17 protein-coding genes are annotated in these 19,612 nt (G+C 33.4%); 4 read left to right on the top strand and 13 right to left on the bottom strand.

The genetic code is table 11. The features are described from left to right. Positions 1–2: 2 nt before the first annotated feature. The 3 genes from B0A68_RS15365 to dusB all read left to right on the top strand — a co-directional run bounded on the left by B0A68_RS15365 (position 3) and on the right by dusB (position 4,106). Positions 3–1,664: an acyl-CoA--6-aminopenicillanic acid acyl-transferase gene (locus tag B0A68_RS15365; protein WP_035686966.1), complete on the top strand. Its 1,662-nt coding sequence runs from the start codon at positions 3–5 to the stop codon at positions 1,662–1,664. Continuing rightward, complete coding sequence (locus B0A68_RS15360; RefSeq protein WP_035686969.1) at positions 1,661–2,953, top strand: phenylacetate--CoA ligase family protein; 1,293 nt, start codon at positions 1,661–1,663, stop codon at positions 2,951–2,953. Before B0A68_RS15365 ends, B0A68_RS15360 begins: the two co-directional genes overlap by 4 nt. Before the next feature lie 160 nt (positions 2,954–3,113). Then, positions 3,114–4,106 (top strand): tRNA dihydrouridine synthase DusB, encoded by a 993-nt coding sequence (dusB, locus tag B0A68_RS15355; RefSeq protein WP_035686971.1) that lies wholly within the window; start codon positions 3,114–3,116, stop codon positions 4,104–4,106. 44 nt (positions 4,107–4,150) lie between these two features. Here the strand turns inward: dusB and B0A68_RS15350 are convergent, their stop codons facing one another. The 3 genes from B0A68_RS15350 to rbfA all read right to left on the bottom strand — a co-directional run bounded on the left by B0A68_RS15350 (position 4,151) and on the right by rbfA (position 7,340). Then, a complete protein-coding gene (locus tag B0A68_RS15350; RefSeq protein ID WP_035686974.1) occupies positions 4,151–5,578 on the bottom strand; it encodes an MATE family efflux transporter in 1,428 nt (475 codons plus the stop codon). A gap of 168 nt (positions 5,579–5,746) precedes the next feature. Further along, positions 5,747–6,946, bottom strand: a complete 1,200-nt coding sequence (locus B0A68_RS15345) for an ABC transporter permease (RefSeq protein ID WP_035686976.1) — start codon at positions 6,944–6,946, stop codon at positions 5,747–5,749. A gap of 1 nt (position 6,947) precedes the next feature. Continuing rightward, positions 6,948–7,340 carry a 30S ribosome-binding factor RbfA gene (gene rbfA / locus B0A68_RS15340; protein WP_035686980.1) on the bottom strand — a complete coding sequence of 131 codons (393 nt, stop codon included), beginning with the start codon at positions 7,338–7,340 and terminating at the stop codon, positions 6,948–6,950. Between the two features lie 218 nt (positions 7,341–7,558). On the opposite strand from rbfA, the gene B0A68_RS15335 reads away from it, so the two are divergent. Next, the gene (locus B0A68_RS15335; RefSeq protein WP_035686983.1) at positions 7,559–7,978 is read left to right on the top strand and encodes a CBS domain-containing protein; all 420 of its coding nucleotides are present in this window, start codon (positions 7,559–7,561) and stop codon (positions 7,976–7,978) included. A 42-nt stretch (positions 7,979–8,020) separates the two neighbouring features. Here B0A68_RS15335 and B0A68_RS15330 read toward each other — a convergent pair whose 3' ends face one another. The 10 genes from B0A68_RS15330 to B0A68_RS15285 form a co-directional block, all read right to left on the bottom strand. Continuing rightward, positions 8,021–9,274: a murein hydrolase activator EnvC family protein gene (locus tag B0A68_RS15330; RefSeq protein ID WP_035686986.1), complete on the bottom strand. Its 1,254-nt coding sequence runs from the start codon at positions 9,272–9,274 to the stop codon at positions 8,021–8,023. Positions 9,275–9,297: 23 nt separating this feature from the next. Continuing rightward, entirely contained in the window at positions 9,298–10,077 is a 780-nt protein-coding gene (locus tag B0A68_RS15325; RefSeq protein ID WP_035686989.1) for a DUF4292 domain-containing protein, read from the bottom strand. Between the two features lie 12 nt (positions 10,078–10,089). Next, a complete protein-coding gene (locus B0A68_RS15320) occupies positions 10,090–11,442 on the bottom strand; it encodes a tetratricopeptide repeat protein (RefSeq protein WP_035688372.1) in 1,353 nt (450 codons plus the stop codon). Between the two features lie 47 nt (positions 11,443–11,489). Beyond that, positions 11,490–12,506: a sugar phosphate nucleotidyltransferase gene (locus tag B0A68_RS15315; RefSeq protein ID WP_035686992.1), complete on the bottom strand. Its 1,017-nt coding sequence runs from the start codon at positions 12,504–12,506 to the stop codon at positions 11,490–11,492. 88 nt (positions 12,507–12,594) lie between these two features. Then, positions 12,595–13,029 carry a dUTP diphosphatase gene (gene dut, locus B0A68_RS15310; RefSeq protein WP_035686995.1) on the bottom strand — a complete coding sequence of 145 codons (435 nt, stop codon included), beginning with the start codon at positions 13,027–13,029 and terminating at the stop codon, positions 12,595–12,597. Positions 13,030–13,057: 28 nt separating this feature from the next. Further along, on the bottom strand, positions 13,058–14,521 hold the full coding sequence (locus B0A68_RS15305; RefSeq protein ID WP_035686999.1) for a lipopolysaccharide biosynthesis protein: 1,464 nt from the start codon (positions 14,519–14,521) through the stop codon (positions 13,058–13,060). A gap of 89 nt (positions 14,522–14,610) precedes the next feature. Then, positions 14,611–16,128, bottom strand: a complete 1,518-nt coding sequence (locus B0A68_RS15300; RefSeq protein WP_084679088.1) for an AAA family ATPase — start codon at positions 16,126–16,128, stop codon at positions 14,611–14,613. Between the two features lie 9 nt (positions 16,129–16,137). After that, positions 16,138–16,968: an ATP-binding cassette domain-containing protein gene (locus tag B0A68_RS15295; RefSeq protein ID WP_051892722.1), complete on the bottom strand. Its 831-nt coding sequence runs from the start codon at positions 16,966–16,968 to the stop codon at positions 16,138–16,140. Positions 16,969–16,970: 2 nt separating this feature from the next. Continuing rightward, positions 16,971–17,741, bottom strand: coding sequence for an ABC transporter permease (locus B0A68_RS15290; protein WP_035687002.1), 771 nt, complete (start codon positions 17,739–17,741; stop codon positions 16,971–16,973). A gap of 49 nt (positions 17,742–17,790) precedes the next feature. Further along, positions 17,791–19,605, bottom strand: a complete 1,815-nt coding sequence (locus B0A68_RS15285; RefSeq protein WP_051892724.1) for a phosphate ABC transporter substrate-binding/OmpA family protein — start codon at positions 19,603–19,605, stop codon at positions 17,791–17,793. Positions 19,606–19,612 lie beyond the last annotated feature (7 nt).

Genomic DNA, 19,612 nt, shown 5'->3' with positions numbered 1-19,612 from the left:
ATATGAGAAACCGAATTGTACTCTTTTTCTTTATTGGTTTTTTATTGATACTGGTTTCCTGCGGCACAGCAAAATCAGCGCATCATAAACCAGATCTTTCTACTTATAATAATGCTGTACCGGTTGTTACAAAATTATCTGACTCTGCTTTTATTTCTGGTAAAAATTCATTTTTAAAAAACAAACAAGGTCTGTGGGAATTATATGCAGAAGGTGATCCGTTAGAAATTGGGCTTAATACGGGCGCACTTACAGATTCTCTTTTAAAGAAACAGCAGCAAATTTTCTTTTCAAAAATTACCGATATTGTTCCGTCCAAATTTCAGCAGAAATTACTTCGTTCGTTTCTAAAATGGTATAACCGAAAATTATATCTAAATGTTACCAATGAATATCAAGCAGAAATTTATGGTCTTTCTGAATATACTTCTCACGAATTTGACAATATTGGACCGCAATATCAAAGAAGTTTGTACCTCCATGCAGCACACGATCTTGGTCATGCTTTGCAGGATTTAGCTTTGGTGGGCTGTTCGTCTTTTGCGGCTTGGGGCGAAAAATCTGAAGATGGAAATTTGATTCTCGGTCGTAATTTTGATTTTTATGTAAATGATGCTTTCGCAGAAAATAAAATAGCAGCATTTATTAATCCAAAAGAAGGACATCCCTTTATGATGGTTACATGGCCCGGAATGATCGGTGCTGTTTCGGGAATGAATCTTGAAGGTATTACCGTAACAATAAACGCCTCTAAATCTGAAATTCCGCTGACAGCCAAAACGCCAATTTCGATTCTGACCCGCGAAATTTTACAATATGCAAAAAATCTGGACGAAGCAGTTTCTATTGCCAAGAAAAGAAAAGTATTTGTATCTGAATCGATTATGGTAGGAAGTGCCAATGATAACAAAGCGATTTTAATTGAGGTTTCTCCAGAAAAAATGGACGTTTATGATGTGCCAAATACGAGCCAATTAATTTGTTCGAATCATTTTCAAGGTGAAGCTTTTAAAAATGACGAGCGCAATCAGGCTCAAATTGACAACAGTCATTCTAAATATCGCTACGAAAGAATGCAGGAACTTTTGAGCGAAAATCCAAAAGTTAATCCTAAAATTGCTTCAGAAATATTAAGAAACAAGGAAGGTTTACAAAATATTGCTTTGGGTTATGGCAACGAAAAAGCATTAAATCAATTAATGGCGCATCATGGAGTTATTTTTAAACCAAAAGAAAAACTAGTCTGGGTTTCTGCAAATCCGTACCAGCTGGGTGAATTTGTCTGCTATAATCTGGATACTGTTTTTAAGCAAAAAAAGGTAAATCCTGCAATTTCATTAGAAGAAGAAAATCTGAATATTGCTAAAGATCCTTTTATAAAAACAACTGCTTTTTTAAAGTATCAGAAATTTAGAATTGAAGACCACAAAATAGATTTATATTTGAAAAATAAAACAGAAATCCCAACTGATTTTATTCAAAACTATCAATCCTTAAACCCTGATTATTGGGTTGTGTATTATAAAGCAGGATTGTATTTTTACCAAATTAAACAATATCAGCTTGCTCAAGAAAATTTTGAAAAAGCATTAACCAAAGAAATTACAACTGTTCCTGATAAAGAAGCAATTGAAAAATATTTAAAAAAACTCAAAAGAAAATGAACACGATTCCATTAATAGAAAAGGATTCTTTAGAACAAATTAAAAATTTTCAAGAGCATAAATTAGGCGAGCTTTTATCTTATATCAGCCAAAACTCTCCTTTTTACAAAAGACTTTTTGCAGGACAGAATATTGACATTTCTAAAATAAAAACTCTCGAAGATTTACAGCAGCTGCCTGTAACTACAAAAGAGGATTTACAACAATATAATGATGATTTCTTGTGTGTTCCACAACACAAAATTATCGACTATGCTTCTACTTCAGGAACTTTGGGTGATCCTGTAACATTTGGTCTAACAGATTCAGATTTAGACCGACTGGCTTATAACGAGGCCATTTCGTTTGCCTGTGCAGGAATTGCAGAGGGCGATGTTGTACAGTTAATGACAACAATAGACCGAAAATTTATGGCTGGTCTGGCTTACTTTTTAGGTTTAAGAAAACTAAAAGTAGGCGTTATTCGCGTAGGCGCAGGAATTCCAGAATTGCAATGGGATTCTATTTTAAAATACAAGCCTTCTTATTTAATTACGGTTCCTTCATTTTTATTGAAGTTGATTGAATATGCTGAAATTCATGGAATTGACTATAACAATTCGAGTATAAAAGGTGCAGTTTGTATTGGCGAATCACTTAGAAATGAAGATTTATCGATGAATACTTTATCTAAAAAAATTACAGAAAAGTGGAATATTAAATTATATTCTACTTATGCATCTACAGAAATGAGCACTGCTTTTACAGAATGTGAACATGGAATTGGAGGTCATCATCATCCTGAATTGATTATTACTGAAGTTTTGGATGAAAACAATAATCCGGTAAAAAATGGCGAATCGGGAGAATTGACTTTTACTACACTAGGAATTGAAGCAATGCCTTTACTTCGTTTTAAAACCGGTGATATCGTGCAGCTTCACGATGAGCCTTGCGCCTGCGGCCGAAATACTTTTAGGGTCGGTCCGGTTATCGGCCGTAAAAAACAAATGATAAAATATAAAGGCACAACACTTTATCCGCCAGCGATGAATGATGTTTTGACCGATTTTGACCATATTGAAAATCATATTATTGAGATTTCGACCAACGATTTGGGTACCGATGAAATCGTGATTAAAATCGCATCAAAAAACCAAACTCCAGAATTTTTGCAGGAAATAAAAGATCACTTTAGAGCAAAATTAAGAGTTACTCCAAAGATTGAATTTGCCTCAAAAGAAGTTTTAAATCCTTTGGTTTTTAACCCAATGAGCCGAAAACCAATTCGATTTTTTGATTACAGATAAATTTATTAGGTACAGAGCTTCAAAGGTTCAGAGGTACAGAGGCTTTTAAAAGCTTTACAAAACCTTTGTCCCGAGGCTTCGGGATTGCCTCTCTGAACCTTTGAACCTCAATTTGACACAAATTGAACTAAATGTTGTAATTTTGCAAAAAATATTGAAGATGGTCAAGATTGGCAACATAGAACTACCCGAATTTCCTTTATTACTCGCACCGATGGAAGATGTTAGCGATCCGCCGTTTCGCAGATTATGTAAAACGCACGGTGCTGACATGATGTATTCTGAATTTATTTCGTCGGAAGGATTGATTCGTGATGCTATAAAAAGCCGCATGAAACTGGATATTTTTGATTACGAACGTCCGGTTGGAATCCAAATTTTTGGCGGTGATGAAGAAGCAATGGCACTTTCGTCTAAAATCGTTTCTACAGTAAAGCCAGATTTGGTTGATATTAATTTTGGCTGTCCGGTAAAAAAAGTAGTTTGCAAAGGAGCTGGAGCGGGCGTTTTAAAAGATGTCGATTTAATGGTTCGTTTGACCAAAGCGGTTATCAGAAGTACCGACTTGCCAGTTACTGTAAAAACTCGTTTAGGCTGGGATGAAAGTTCGATTAATATTGATGAAGTTGCCGAAAGACTTCAGGATATTGGCGTTCAGGCTTTGACAATTCATGCCAGAACCCGCGCACAAATGTACAAAGGCCATGCTGATTGGTCGCATATTGCACGTGTAAAAAATAACCCTAGAATTACAATGCCTATTTTTGGAAACGGCGATATTGACAGTCCAGAAAAAGCATTAAAATATAAAAATGAATATGGCATTGACGGAATCATGATTGGTCGTGCTGCGATTGGTTATCCGTGGATTTTTAATGAAATCAAGCATTATTTTAAAACTGGAGAACACTTACAGGCACCAACTGTTAGTGATCGCGTAGAAGCGGCCAGAAATCATTTACAATGGTCTATGGACTGGAAAGGTGAACGTTTGGGAATTGTAGAAATGCGCCGCCATTATACAAATTATTTCAAAGGAATTCATTCTTTTAAAGAATACAAACAAAAACTCGTTACCACAGATGAACCTGAAATTTTATTCGCAATTATGGATGAAATTAAAAAAGTTTATGCCGGATATGAGTTTGTTTAATGACAAAAAAAAGACCTTCACAAATTGAAGGTCTTTTTTTTGAACTATACTTGAATGCGTTTCCACTTTCCTTTTTTATAAAAGAATATTCCTGCCAGTGTTATAGCTGTTTCTGCAACCGGAATCGCAATAAATACTCCTGTCGGCCCCATATTAAAATGTTTGGCCAAAACATATGCTAATGGAATTTGAAAGAGCCAAAATCCGAAAAAGTTAATTCCGGTTGGAGTCCAGGTATCTCCTGCTCCATTAAATGTATTAATCAAAACCATTCCGATTCCGTAGAAAACAAAACCAATACTCATAATCTGCAAAGCTTCTACTGCAATAACCTTCACCATTTCATCATTGGTAAAAAAGGAAATAATATACTGCCCAAAGCACAATGTAATTATCATGATAGATGCCATAAAAATAACATTATATTTTGCTGTTGTCAGGACCGATTTTTCGGCTCTGTCAATTCGTTTAGCACCTAAATTCTGTCCTACCAAAGTCGCTGCGGCATTACTTAATCCCCAAGCAGGAAGGATAAAAAACATCATGATACGCAATGCTGTCTGGTATCCGGCAGAACCGTGATCTCCGCCCGTTGTTGCAACTAATTGCGCCAGAAAAATCCAGCTGCAAGATGCAATTACAAACTGTAATATACCAGGCGAAGCAATTTTAACCAATGCTTTTATCTGTTTAAAATCGGGTTTAAAATAAGATACGAAAATTTTTAAAACGCCTTTACCAAAAAACAAATGATAAAGCTGATATAAAACTCCAATACTTCTTCCTAATGTTGTTGCAATGGCTGCACCTGTTAATCCAAAAGCCGGAATTGGTCCAAAACCATTTATTAAAACCGGACATAAAATAATATTGCAGATGTTTGCTAACCAAAGACTTTTCATGGCGATTGCAGCGTTTCCGGCACCGCGAAAAATTCCGTTGATCAAAAATAAAAGCATGATACACAAACTTCCGCCAATCATGATCTGCGTAAATCTAAAACCATGCTGCGCCGCATCTTCTGATGCTCCCATAAGAAGCAGAATATCTTTGGCATAAATAAAACCAAAAATGCTCATTATGCTGTTAATTACAAATGCAATATTTATAGCCTGCATTCCAGCTTTTGCAGCAGCAACGGGATCTTTTTCTCCTACACGACGTGCTACTACAGCCGTCGCCGCCATACTCATTCCGATAGCGACTGAATATACAATTGTAATTACGGATTCTGTTAATCCAACCGTTTGTATGGCAAAGCTGCTGTGTTCCAGATGCCCGACAAAATACAAGTCGACTAAAGCAAAAACAGACTCCATCATCATTTCTAAAACCATAGGAATGGACAATAGAATGACTGCTTTTTTTATACTTCCAGAAGTATAATCAAAAGATTCGTCGCCTTTTATGGCTTGTTTTAAAGTATTGAAAATTTGAGAAAATAAACTTTTTTTTATAGTTGTTTCTGTCATGATATTAATTAGAATAAATTAAAAATGAGTCCAGATTTTAAAATCTGAACTAAATAGAAGTCGTAAGTATCCTAATTATTCAAAAAAATAAAATAGGATTAGGCAGAAACAATCATATGGCTAAAGGTTTTTAAACGCCAAATATAGGAATTATTCTTTATGAAGATCTTAATCAATCAGCGTTTTATTTACACGGCTGCTGGCAATTAAAGAAGCGATGAATCCAAGTGAGAAAATTGTAGCAAAGACAATCAGGACATTTTCTAATGTGAAAACGACTGGATAAGCCAAAGTTGGCGTAAGCATAATCAGCTGATAGTGCTGTTGTAATACAACTAGTATTATTCCTAATATCATACCTGCAATTCCTCCCAAAACGCTTAACAATGTTCCTTGAAGCAAGAATATTTTTCGAAGATGTTTTATATCAGTTCCCAGATTAAAAAGGGTTTTAAGATTTCCCTTTTTTTCTAAAATCATCATGATCAAAGCGCCAATCAAATTAAAAAGAGCTACCATAATTACCAAAGTAAAAATCAGGTAAACCACAATATTTTCTGTATTAAGCATTTTATACAAAGACTCATTAAGCTGTGCTCTATTCTTTAATGTGACCTTATTTTTAAAAATGGTTTGCAGCTTAGATTTAATCAGATTTTCATCGGCATTAGGTTTAAGTTTAAACTCGATTCCAGAAATCTGATTTGGTTTATACATGAGTAATTCTTGTGTTAAGCCCAAATCGGCAAACACATATTTAGAATCTAAATCTTCACTTATAGAATAAATTGCAACAGGCAGAACATCTGTTTTATTAAAGGCATCTTCGGGATTATCCAAAGCTCCTTTGCCTGGTTTTGGAGCAAAAACTTGTAAAGGATTTTCGAAATCTAAAATTCCCATTGAAAAATCCTGAGCGATTCCGTATCCAATAACGACCTGAAAAGTATCTGGTTTTAACCACTGACCATTAAATAGCTTTTTTTTGATATCATTTACAACTGGGTAAACACTGTCAACACCTTTTAGATACGTTACCTTTTGCTTGTCTTTAAACAAAAACAAAACGCGTTCTTCGATAATTTTGGTGTACGAGGCTACACCTTCAATTTCTTTAATTTTGTTATCCTGATCGGGTGTAATAAAAAATGATTTTCCTAATGTAGTGGTCATTTTTAAATCAGGATCAATTTCGTTTGTAAACGAAAGACTGAAAACTTTTAGTCCGCTAAAGACAGACAATACTACAAACAAAGCCATTGTACCAACAATAATTCCTGTGGCAGCAATATAATTGATGATATTAATAGCATTGTTTTTACTTCTGCTAAAAATATATCGTTTGGCTATGTAAAATGGAAAATTCAATTTATGATTTTCTTCTTTTTTCTAAAAGATCACGGTTCTCGATTGGGTTCTCTCTGTTCGATAAAGCGTTGTCGATTTTTTCGATGTAATCTAATGAGTCATCAATAAAAAATACCAGGTTTGGCACACGGCGCAATTGCAAACGCACACGCTGCGATAAATCATGCTTAATTAAAGTAGAATTTGATTTTATACCGTCTAAAGTTTCCTGAGCTTTTTCTTGAGGAAAAATACTTAAATATACTGTAGCTACTGACAGATCTGTAGTAACACTAACTTTGGATACTGAAATTACCAAATTACTAATTCCGTTTTTTCTCACTTCACCTTGCAGAATATCGACCAAATCTTTTTGGATGACACCGCCTATTTTTTTCTGTCTATTTGTTTCCATACTGCAAAAATACTATTTTAAATTTCAATCAATACGATTTCAATTAAACAAAGAATAATTTTTACATTCTTGTACTGTTTTTATAACCGTTTTTAGATTAAAGACGTGAAAACTACATATAATAATCCCTTAATAATTAAATCGTTGACATGACAAAAATCATGATTTTTATCGGAATAATTTTACATATTTGATATAAATATAACAACCCGTCAATTATGAAAAAGAGAGAACCAATTAGTCATATTATGACTAAAACAGTAGTTACAGTAAATCAAAATGATGATTTAAAAAAAGTTGTCGAAATGCTTAAATTAAATTCAATTCGACATATTCCTGTTGTTAACGGGAAGGAAGTTGTGGGCATAATAAGTCGTAGTGATATTAACCGCCTGACTTTTGGTGCTTTGTTTGAAGGACAAGAAGGCGCTGACGAAGCCATATTGGATATGCTGACAATTTCTCAAGTAATGACATCGAAGCCTAAGACAATTGCATCAGATGCTATTATAAGAGATGTTGCGGCTGTTTTTGTGAAAGAAGAATTTCATGCTTTGCCAGTTGTTGAAAACTCACAGCTTAAAGGAATTGTTACAACAACAGATGTTTTGAGGTATTTTTTAGAGCAATATGATTAGTATATTAACCTATAAAAAAGGGAGCGTTAAGCTCCCTTTTTTTTATCTATTTTGCAGCCATCCTTCCGGATTGTTGTTTGTTGTATTTTGAAGAATCAAAAACTTAATAATTGTTTTTCCGGTATCACCGCTTGTTCTTACTTTTCCAATATTTTGTTTGATAGTTACTTTCTCCCCTTTGCTTACATACACTTTACTTAAGTTTTGATAAACGCTGAAATAATCTCCATGCTGAATCATAACTACTGTATTTACAGGCGATAAGACCATTATACTAAAAACTTCTCCAGCAAAAACTGATCTTGCATTTGCTCCGTCTTCTGTAGTAATCTCAACTCCAGAATTATGAACAGAAATTGAAGGGTACAATGGGTGAGGCTGGTCTCCATAACCTAACGAAATAAATCCTTTTTCTACCGGCCAAGGCAGTCTTCCTCTGTTGGCTTTAAAATCTGCAGCTAAAACTTTATCTTCTGGAGTTAATACAATTTTAGAAGAAGAAACTGGGGCTTTTACAGCTGTAGATCCTGGATTTTCTTTTGCTTTTTCAAGTGCCGCTTTTCTATTTGCTTCGGCAATGGCTTCACGAATCAAACGATCAATTTGTCTGTCAATTCTTTTTGATTCGCTTTGTTTTGATTTTATATCAGAAGCAATTTTGTTTTTATCTTTTTTAAGGGCATTTACCAATTTTTGCTGCTCTTTCTTTTCTTCTTCTAAAGCAACTCTTTCTTTTTGGTTTTCAACAATGATCTTTTTCTTAACCTGTCTTTGACCGTCTAATTTTGCGTTAAAATCGACTAATTGACCTGTTTTAGTTTGAATTTCTAATCCTTGGTTTTTTCTGAAATTGGTATATTGTTTTAAATATTGTGCTCTTTTATAAGCTTGCAAAAAACTTTCTGAAGACAAAATAAACATTGCACGACTTTGCTCAGAACGGCTTTTGTATGATTTTAAAATCATCTTGGCATAATCTTCTTTGAGAACTTTCAGTTCTCTTTTTAGCTTATTAACCTGAATCTGGTTAATGTACATATCATTACTAAGAAGCTTTTCTTGTTTTGCTGTTGTATTAATTAATTTTTCCTTCAGCTTAATTTTATTAGCCTGAATTAAATATTCGTTTACTGCCGATTTTTCTTTTTTTCGTACAGATTGCAGCATTTTTTCGTTGTCTTTAATTTCCTGCTGAATTTGAGCTTTTCGCTGTTCAAGTTTTTCTTGTTGCGAATCCTGTGCCCACATTAGTGTCGTGGCGCATATAAAAATTAGGCTTAGGAGAAATTTTGGCATTTTTCTGTTTTCTTTTTACAAATTTACTTAATTATAATTTTCTTATAGCCGCTTGGTACACTATATGGAAAAGAAAGTTCTTCATTAAATGAAATATTGTTGTAATTCAAATTAATATTGGTAGTCCCTTTTGGCTGCACTGCATTTATTTCGATTGCTGCAGGCATTATTCCCTGATCAAAAACTTTGGCATCGCCGTATGAAATCTGCAGTTTTCTATTTTCTGCCGGCTGCGAAATCTCTTCTCTTTGCACTAAATATTTTTCTGAATCTAAATAAAATGCTTTCTTAATATTTGCATCTTTTTCATCTTCTAAACGAAATAGATTTTCAACAATGGTCTGCGTATATTTTCCTTTTCTTAAGTCGTCAAATGCTTCACCTATCAATAAATTTTGAACCTTAGTGTAATCTAATTCAGTTCCAAGCCATGTGCTTAAACTTGTAAAATCACCCTCGTAATAGGTACTGTTTATTTTTTCGTAATAACTTACTGCGTTTGGCGTAATCAAAGCTTTTGCCATTGTAATTCCTAAGAAACGAACACTGATTAAAATTTGTTTGTCTTTTTCTATTTTTATTTCTGCCGTAACATTTTGACTCTGTTTTTCGTCAACGTATCTGGCATTCGCTTTAATGTATAATGTTTTAAAATCCAATTTATTGTCATAGTGTTTTTCTATAACTTTTTTATCTTCTTTTACCTCAGTAACCTGATTGCTATTGTTTTGTACTGCAACAGCTTTAGATTTACATGAAATCATAAAAATGGCCATTACTACTATTGCTATATATTTTTTCATTCTTTTTAGTCTTTACTTTTTTTTCTTTATTATCTCATTTGCCTTCAAAAAGTATTCCTCTTTTTTCTTTGCGTCTCCCAAACCATCATAAGCTTCTCCTAATTGAATGTTAAAATTTGCCTCAAGTTTTTTATCATCGACCACATAATCAAGTCCCATTTCCAGAACAGTTTTTGCATTTTTAAATTGCTTTAACTGATTATTTCCAAGACCGGCATAGTAATAAAACTGTGGCTGGCTCGGATAAACTTCTATCATATACATCGCTCTTTTTGTTAACGGCTCAAATTGTTTTGCCTGTGTATATGCTTCAAGCAAAAGTAAATTGGTTTCGCGGTCTGTGTCAGAATTTGCTTTTAAATCTTTTTCGTAATATTTAATGGCATTTTCAAATTGATTTTTGCTGTGATAAAATTTGCCAATTTCTTTTGCAACGTCCACTTCTTTATCAGTATCAAAGTAGGTAATTGCTTTTTCTAAATCCGGAGCGTACTGCGGATTTTTATTCACATAAATCAAGAATTCATTTAAGGTGCGATGTTTGATTTTTGAATCAATTTTTGAACTGGATAAAATCACATTCATCGACTTAATGGCTTTATCTGCTTGGTTTGCATCCAAATAAACTTTGAACAAACTTACCTGCGCCCACTCTGAAGCCGGAATTTCTTTTGCCAATTGTTTTGCAACTTCTAAGGCTTTATCTGTCTGATCTGATTTTGAATATAAAAAAATCAGATTTACATAATTCGATTCTTCTTTCGGATTCTTTTTAATTTGATCAATCAAATTATCAATTCCTACACTTTGATATTTTCCCTGAGATAAAATCTGGTTTTTATAAACTTCACGTTCAGACGATTTCCCAAACTTTTCATCCATTTCGTTAATAGCCACAAGTGCTTTATCGAATTGGTTGGTGATCATATATATCGAAATCAAGTCGTCTTTATACTCTTCGTCAAAAACAATAATTTTCTGAATTGTTTCTATTGCCAGAGGAAAGTTTTTGGTTTCAAAACTTACATCGTAAATTCCCAGCCAATACCATTTATTTTTAGGATCTAATTGTGTTGCTTTTTCAAATGCATCCTGTGCATTTCTATATTCTTTTAAAGCTAAATAATTTTTTCCAAGCTCGAAATAAGCTACCGCATCATTAGGTTTCAGTTTAATACATTTCTCTAAGGACACGATCGCTTTATCGTAATTTTCGATTCCTTTTTGTTTTAATGATTCGTAAAATGAGTCTTGATATTCATCGGCAGCCAAAGCAATATCTTCCGGTTCGGTTTGAGCCATTACCGAAGCAGTATTGCCTAGCAAAACGAAAAACAAAATTATCAGAACTCTTTTTTTTATCATTTTTAAAATTTCATCTTTAAACAAAAAAGAAGCTTTTTAATTATTTCTTATTCTAAAACAGAATAATCGCCAATACTCACGCTTGTAAACTTTCCGTCATAACTAACGTGGTTTCCAATCATTGCATTATCTAAGTTAGCATTTTTTATCTGAGAATACGTCTGTACTAAACTATTTTTAATTGTACTGTCTGAAACATGAGTTCCTTTTCCTAAAGAAACATTTGGTCCAACAGTTGCATTTTTCAACACTACATTTTCTCCAATATAACAAGGAGGAATAATTGTTGAATTTTCCAGCTTCACATCATAATCTACTAAATGTTCGCCGTCATTGTGCAAAAATCCCAACATTCTGGTATTGGTTTCAACGGTAACATCTTTATTGCCGCAATCCATCCATTCGTCAACGCTTCCGGTTTTAAAAACTTTTCCGTTGGCCATCATGGCTTTAATTCCGTCATTAATCTGATATTCTCCACCGTTCTGAATATTATTATCCAAGACTGTTTGAAGTTCATTTCTTAAAACTCCAACTTCTTTAAAATAGTAAATTCCAATAACTGCCAAATCACTTACAAACTCTTTTGGTTTTTCTACCAATTCTATGATTTCATTATTTTGATTCAATTTTACAACACCAAAAGCTTCAGGTTGTTCTACTTGTTTTACCCAAATTACAGCATCTGCTTCTGGATCTAATTCAAAATCTGCTCTAATCAAAGTATCTGCATAAGCAATTACTGCCGGTCCTGACAAAGAATCTTTGGCACACATAATAGCATGACCTGTTCCTAATGGTAAATCCTGACGGTAAATAGATGCTTTTGCTCCTAAACCTTTTGCCAGTTCTTCTAAACTTGCTACAAGATCATCACCAAAAAATGCAGGATCTCCCAAAATAAAAGCAACTTCTTCAATTGGTTCTTTTAATATTTTTGCAATATCTTCTACTAAACGATGAACGATTGATTTTCCAGCAACTGGAATTAATGGTTTGGGAACAGTTAAAGTATGTGGTCTAAGTCTCGATCCGCGACCCGCCATTGGAACAATTATTTTCATTATTTTTAATTTTTATCGAAGATTTAAAAAACCTTCATTGGGTTTGGTCATTTTATTTTAAGTCGACTACTGAAAGTATTAACGCAAATTATTTCACTCCAGTACTTCCAAAGCCGCCTTCTCCTCTAGAAGTTTCAGAAAGTTCTTCTACCTGAATCCATTCTGCTCTTTCGTGTTTGGCAATAATCAATTGTGCAATTCTTTCTCCGTTTTCGATTACAAAATCCTCATTAGATAAATTTACTAAAATTACCCCTATTTCTCCTCTATAATCTGCATCTACTGTTCCTGGAGAATTAAGAACTGTCACTCCTTTTTTTGCTGCAAGACCACTTCTAGGTCTTACCTGTGCTTCGTAACCAATTGGTAATTCTATAAAAAGTCCCGTTTTTACAATGGTTCTTTCTAATGGTTTTAGGGTTATTGATTCTGTCAAATTTGCACGTAAGTCCATTCCTGCAGAAGCAATTGTTTCGTAATTTGGTAAATCGTGCTGTGATTTATTTATAATTTGTATTTTCATTTTTACATTTAAAATTGATCAAAAAGTACTATTGCTTTCTTTTCAGTATTCCTTTTATTGTGTCTTGTTCGTAGTGATATACCAAATACATAAATGCGATAAGCAGTGGAATTCCGATATAATATTTTTCTCTAAATCCGTAAAATGAGATTATAGAAAATAAAATTGAAACGCCTAAATAGGCACCAATTCTTTTCATATCGTAAGGTATTGGGTAATATTTATTTCCTAAAATATAGGAGATCAACATCATGCTTCCGTAAGCGGATATTGTTGCAATCGCAGAACCGTAGTAACTGTATCTTGGTATTAAAAAATAATTTAAAACCAAAGTAATTATCGCACCAACAATAGAAATGTACGCTCCGATTTTTGTTTTATCCGTCAGTTTATACCAAACCGATAAGTTGTTGTAAATTCCTAGAAAGAAATTGGCCAGGATAATCAGCGGCACCACTTTCATTGCTTCCCAATACGATTTATTGTCCAGAAGAAGAAGTTTTAAAATATCTGCAAAAACAATAACTCCTAAAAGAATCAGCGATCCAAGAATTACAAAATATTTAGTAATAACTGCATACGTCTGCGGTGCGTTTTCGTTTTTAGCATGACTAAAAAAGAACGGTTCTATTCCTAGTCTAAAAGCTGTTGCAAACAGCACCATAAACAATCCTAATTTGTAACAGGCCGAATAGGCTCCTACCTCAGATTTTGCAATATTTTCGGGAAGTAAGTATCCTAAAAGAATTTTGTCAAAATGTTCATTAACCGCAAATGCAAGTCCGGCAACCAAAATTGGCAGTCCGTACTTCATCATTTTCCTCCAAAGAACAGGATCAAATTTTCGTCCCAGTCCAAGATAATTTGGCGAAAGCACAATAAATGTCGCTAAACTTGCTAATAAATTTGCTATGAAAATATAAGCAATCTGGAAATTTTCAACATATAGATTTTCCCAAACCGAATTAGGATGTGAAGCTGCAAGTTTTGGTAAATACATTAAGAAAAATATATTCAGCAATAGGTTGATTATTACGTTTCCTATTTTAATTGCCGCATACATAATTGGTCTCTGGTTGGCTCTTAATTTAGAAAAAGGTACTAAAACCAAGGCGTCCAGAACCAATATCCATACCGTATACGTGACATACTGCACATCTACTTCGGCCAGGCTGGCTAAGGTATTTCTAAAAATTAAAGCTATAAAAAGAAAAATTATAGAAGACCAAAAAATAGATATTGTAGAAGTTGCGATAACATTTTTCTTGTCTTCTTCTGCGCTGTAAAACCTAAAAAATGCGGTTTCCATTCCGTAAGAAAGTACTACGTTAAAGAAAACCATCCAAGACAAAACGATAGAAACTTCACCGTATTCTGCAGTTGGCAGAATACCAGTATACAATCTAACTAAAAAAAAACTCAGCATTCTCGGTAAAACCGTTGCAAGTCCGTAAATAGCAGTTTGTCTGAACAGATTTTTATATAATCCCAAAATAATTTTTATAAAGTTTATAAAGCAAAAATAACCATTTCTTTGAGATAATTGCCTAATTCTACAAGGTATTAAAGGATTGTTACGATTTATGAAGTTTGGTCTGCTGCAGTAAATTTTACATTTTTCTGAGTTTCTTTAGGTTCCGGAATATCCTCTTCTGAAAATGTTTTTAGAATTTTTTGATTCAGTTTTTTTAATTTTACAATTCTGTTTGCCTGATTTTGAACACATTTCTCAAACAAATTTCTCACTACTCTGGCATTTCCAAAACTTTCATCTTTATCAGAACATAATAATTCGAAAGTATCTGTGAGTTTTTCTTTTGCTTCTTCAGAAACAATAAAATCAGATTTTTTACAAAACGATTGAAAAATTTGTAATAGTTCTTCGGGAGTAAAATGTTTAAAGTGAAAAAATCTATTAAATCGGGATCTCAAACCAGGATTTGATTCAATAAAAATCTGCATCGGTTCTGTATATCCCGCAACTACAACTGCCAGATCATCACGATGATCTTCCATTCTTTTGATCAGTGTATTTACGGCTTCTGTACCGTAATCATTTCCTGTTAGATTTTGCGTCAGAGCGTACGCTTCGTCAACGAATAACACTCCGCCAAGACTTGCTTCTACCGCACTGTTTACTTTTGCTGCTGTCTGCCCGACATATCCTGCAACCAAACCTTCTCTGTCAGTCTCAAACATCTGGCCTTTCGATAAAAATCCTAAATGTTTAAAAATTCGGCCCAATAATCTTGCAACAGAGGTTTTCCCAGTTCCCGGAGGTCCTAAAAAGACGGTATGTAAGGTAATCTCAACATTTTTTAATCCTTGTTTTGATCTCTTTTTTTGGATTTCTAATAAATTAATCAGCTCGGCAACATCTTGTTTTACTTCTTTTAAACCAACTAATAAATGGAGTTCTTCGAGCACTTTTTCCAGTGTATCTTCTTCTGGAAGATCTGATGTTTTTTTGTCCTCTTTTTTAATTTTATTTAAGCCTAAGAAATTATTAAGTGCATCTGGATTTTCAAATTTCTTATCAAAAGCAAAAGCAATAAAATTTTGATATTTAATTAGAACCTCTTCAAGTTTTTTATTGTTGTTTTCTGATAAAACTGCTGTTAATAAATACTTGTCCGGCTGGTCGCTTTTTACTTCTATTTTGTTCTCTTTTCTAATTTTTGATAAATGATTTTTAAATTCATTTGTAAAAACCAGCTGATTTAATTCACCCGCAGAATTTGAATCTGCAAAATGTTTATTTCTCAAAGCATCGTAATAATACGCTAGAACAAATTGCGCTTTTTCGTTTTTTGTTTCTAGTACTTGATCAAAAAGTTCTATTATATCCGAAAGGAAAAAATGTTCTGTTTTAAATAATAAACCAGAAGAATTAGAAACCCGTCCGTTTATTTTTTGAATAAACGCAGCGTCTTGATTTAACTCCTTGCAAGTTTCAAGTATTGCAGCAGTTTCTTTGTGCAAATCATTAATAAATGAAGCCGTAAAAACGGCTTCATTTTGATTTGTGTTTGTGTCTAAATATTTTTTTAGAGACAAAAACGATTCTTCAATAATCGATATTGGATTTTTTTTTGCCATATAAAATGCTTAAGAAATCATCATTTGATGTATGATTTCTTTTGATAATGTTAAATGATCTCCACAATAATCTTTCCATGCTAATCCCATTTCTCGCAAATCATATTTAGCAACAATGGTTCCGTAACTCTGTAATTTTCCGTCGATAGTTGGATACCCGATAACGTAAATTGTCTGAGCCAACTCTAAAGCTAATTCAATATCATGCGTAGAAAAAATTACCGTGTTTACTTCAGAAGATTTTCCGAGCAAATCAAAAGCTTTTTTTACTTCCTGAATATTGCCGACATCCAGTCCGGAAAAAGGTTCATCTAAAACAATAAATTGATCGGACGAAAACAACTGCTCAATAATGGCGGTTCTTTGTCTTTGTCCTCCAGAAAGTTCGTTAGGATATTTGTCTGCACAATTATCTAATCCCCATTCTTTTAAATATTGTTTTATTTTTTCGTTTTTTTCTGATTCTGAAAGCTTTGTTTTTCTTAGTGAAAATTTTAAAGCTTCGGTAACGGTTTTATGTCTGAATAAAGTATACTTCTGATCTACTAAACCAATATCGCCTTCCTTAACGGGTTTGGCTGCATTGGGTTCGCTATTTTCAAAATCTCTAATTAATACTTTACCAGTGTTTGAAGGAATCAACCCGGTCAATGCTTTAAAAAATGTCGATTTTCCTCTGCCCGATCTTCCTAAAAAAGCAATAACCTGACCTGTGCAATCTACATTTGGACGAACAACATCTTTCTCTATTACGTTTATATCTTTGATAATTATAGTATCATCATAGGCAACGCTGAGATTTTCTACATATAAAAGCGTTTCTTTAAATTCGTATGTCATGATTATATCTTTGAATATCTGAAAATGGACTTTCTTAAATAGTTTATTCCTGCGTCTAAGCCAAGACCTATTAATAATATGATAATCTGCAACGCAATTATACGTCCGGTATTCATAAATTTATCAGAGTTTTTTATTAAAAATCCTAAACCTCCTGTTGCTACAACTATAGATTCTACAGTAACAAGCATCATCCATGTTATGGCAAGATTTTGTCTGATTACATCAATTACATAATCTATTCTTCCTAAAATAATTACCTGCCAAAGTACTTCTAGTCGTGTACATTTCAGCATTTTGGCGTGATCAAATTCTTCCTGCGGAATATCTTTGATTACAGCAATTAATGATGTAGTCAGAAATGTAGTCAGGAAAATTACTAAAATCCAAACCTGCATCATTCTGGCTTCATGAACAACCATAGTGATGTAAAATGAAAGTCCGGTAAAAGGCAGAAATCTAAATTTGGTTACAAATTCTGAGACTGACTTTAATAACGGAATTGGCCACGAGTAAGCCAGCACCAGCGAAATAATTGTGGCTAAAAAAATCGAGATAAAACATAATTTTAAGGAATTAAAAATATGTACTACCAATCCTTCTTTATATAATTCCTGAAAACCAGTTAAAACCTGACTTGGAGAAGGAAATAAATGTTTTTCGCCTGAAGTTGCAATAAACCAAATAGCAATCAAAAGAACCAACCAGCCCGTTAAAATTAAGGTTCTGTTGGTTTTTGATATTTTTTCAAAGGGCGTTAAAAATTTTATCATAGTTATAATAAAGGCTGTCCCTAAAGACAGCCTTCTTATTTTTAAATTATTATTTCAAGAAAGTAATCACTACACGTCTGTTAAGTGCTTTTCCAGAAGCTGTATTATTGTCACCGATTGGATCATTTTGACCTTTTCCGTCAACCAATTGGAAACGGTTTGCAGGAATTCCTTTTTGCTTCAAATAACTTACAACAGCCTCTGCTCTGCTTTTTGATAAAGCCAAATTAGAAGCAGGATTTCCGATATTATCAGTATGACCCACAACAGTTAATTTTGTGTTTTCTGCCTGAACCAAAAGATTATAGATTTTTTCAACCTCTTTGCTTGAACTATTAGAAATATCTGCACTTCCTGTATTGAAATTAATTTTCCATTCTCCAGATGCTACAACTTCTGTTGCTTGATTAGAATAATCTGCCTTGTCTGCAGAACTTGACTCAATATCATTAATGTTTTTTAAGAAAAATAAATTTACCGCTTGCTCGTAAGGAACAACCGCTCCAACATTTTCATTGAATCCAAAAGGATTTAACTCTGTCAAATATCCAGAAACTTGATTGTAAACCGATTTATATCTGTTTACACCGTCAGACAAACCATAATACTGCATTGCGTCTGCGTAGTTGAAAACTTTAGAACCACCCATATTATAGGTTAAACCGCCTTTAGTTCCTTGTTGTCCTTTAAACATTTTATACCAATATTCTGGAGTTTCCAATTTATAAGTATCGGCAACTGCCTGAGATGCTCTTACTTTCCAGTCTTCATAATTTTTCATTTGATTAGAAGCTGTAAGCGCAGATTTTAAAATATTAGAAACAATGTCCGGATTTTTTTCTGCCCATTCTTTTACACCAATAATAGTAGTTGGCATCTGGTTGTTAAATTCTTTTGTCGATACAATATCAACAAAACCAGTAAGCTTATCAAAAACTGTTTTATCACCAGGTGTCCAAGTTGCACAACCATCGATTTTTCTGTTTACAGATTTACCTGTTAATTTACCATCAACAACTTCTTTTAATGTAACTGTCCATCCTGTTGTTTGAGATTTTATCAATTCCTCTGCAGATTTAATATAATCATCATTTTCAGAAGGATAAATATTAACCGCATCTGCATCATAAGTTGCTGGATCTGGATTTACTTTTAAACCATTTGCAAAACAATAGTTTACTGTTGTAACCCAGTCTCCATCTCCTAAAACTGCAGAGATAACAGATCCTTTCATAGTTTTTGGATCAGATTTCCAGCTTGGAGGTCCAATCAATTTATCTTCTCCGTAACTCATACCAACTGCTCCCATAACCTGAAGATGGTATTTATCTTTTCCGTACTTTTCGTTTAAAGCTTTCTGAACAGAACTAATGTAAAATGGTGCACCATCTCCCATAATTATTACAGCAAAAGCACTTTTATCTGAACTAGGAAAAGCTTCACCTTTGTCAAACTCTTCTATAAATTTCATTTGCATGTTACGTAATTCTGAAAGCCAGTCTTGACGAATAATTTCAAGATTAACTCCATTTTTTTCCATCAAAGAACCTTTTGTTGTTTTAGGTCCTCCATTAGAAACAATGATTCCAGATTGTGCATTCCAAGCATATGCCGCAATTCTTACTAATGGTTTTCCAGAAACTTCAGAAGATAATTCTGTGCTCGGAAGTGCTATTTTTTGAGCATTTGTAACGTTATTAACGTCAGTTTGGTTAAGATCTATTCCATCGAGTTGTTTTGAAACTGCTGTTTTAATTCCTGGAGACAGGTAATAAACTCCTCCTAAAATTACTCCAATTGCTACAATAACAATTAATAATTCAGAAAATGTGGTTAACTTTTCTGTTCTTAAAATTTTTCCCATTTTATAT

This window comes from Flavobacterium reichenbachii, from assembly GCF_002217435.1.
GTDB lineage: Bacteria > Bacteroidota > Bacteroidia > Flavobacteriales > Flavobacteriaceae > Flavobacterium > Flavobacterium reichenbachii.
Note: the sequence above shows the minus strand (reverse complement) of the source record. Positions and strands in the feature narration are given on the sequence as shown.

What these genes read in the sequence shown, in the direction of transcription:
- B0A68_RS15325 (WP_035686989.1), bottom strand. Translation starts at nt 10,077, where the DNA reads ATGAAAAAATATATAGCAATAGTAGTAATGGCCATTTTTATGATTTCA.
- B0A68_RS15335 (WP_035686983.1), top strand. Translation starts at nt 7,559, where the DNA reads ATGAAAAAGAGAGAACCAATTAGTCATATTATGACTAAAACAGTAGTT.
- B0A68_RS15295 (WP_051892722.1), bottom strand. Translation starts at nt 16,968, where the DNA reads ATGACATACGAATTTAAAGAAACGCTTTTATATGTAGAAAATCTCAGC.
- B0A68_RS15360 (WP_035686969.1), top strand. Translation starts at nt 1,661, where the DNA reads ATGAACACGATTCCATTAATAGAAAAGGATTCTTTAGAACAAATTAAA.
- dut (WP_035686995.1), bottom strand. Translation starts at nt 13,029, where the DNA reads ATGAAAATACAAATTATAAATAAATCACAGCACGATTTACCAAATTAC.
- dusB (WP_035686971.1), top strand. Translation starts at nt 3,114, where the DNA reads ATGGTCAAGATTGGCAACATAGAACTACCCGAATTTCCTTTATTACTC.
- B0A68_RS15315 (WP_035686992.1), bottom strand. Translation starts at nt 12,506, where the DNA reads ATGAAAATAATTGTTCCAATGGCGGGTCGCGGATCGAGACTTAGACCA.
- B0A68_RS15365 (WP_035686966.1), top strand. Translation starts at nt 3, where the DNA reads ATGAGAAACCGAATTGTACTCTTTTTCTTTATTGGTTTTTTATTGATA.
- B0A68_RS15285 (WP_051892724.1), bottom strand. Translation starts at nt 19,605, where the DNA reads ATGGGAAAAATTTTAAGAACAGAAAAGTTAACCACATTTTCTGAATTA.
- B0A68_RS15290 (WP_035687002.1), bottom strand. Translation starts at nt 17,741, where the DNA reads ATGATAAAATTTTTAACGCCCTTTGAAAAAATATCAAAAACCAACAGA.
- B0A68_RS15320 (WP_035688372.1), bottom strand. Translation starts at nt 11,442, where the DNA reads ATGATAAAAAAAAGAGTTCTGATAATTTTGTTTTTCGTTTTGCTAGGC.
- B0A68_RS15300 (WP_084679088.1), bottom strand. Translation starts at nt 16,128, where the DNA reads ATGGCAAAAAAAAATCCAATATCGATTATTGAAGAATCGTTTTTGTCT.
- B0A68_RS15330 (WP_035686986.1), bottom strand. Translation starts at nt 9,274, where the DNA reads ATGCCAAAATTTCTCCTAAGCCTAATTTTTATATGCGCCACGACACTA.
- B0A68_RS15350 (WP_035686974.1), bottom strand. Translation starts at nt 5,578, where the DNA reads ATGACAGAAACAACTATAAAAAAAAGTTTATTTTCTCAAATTTTCAAT.
- rbfA (WP_035686980.1), bottom strand. Translation starts at nt 7,340, where the DNA reads ATGGAAACAAATAGACAGAAAAAAATAGGCGGTGTCATCCAAAAAGAT.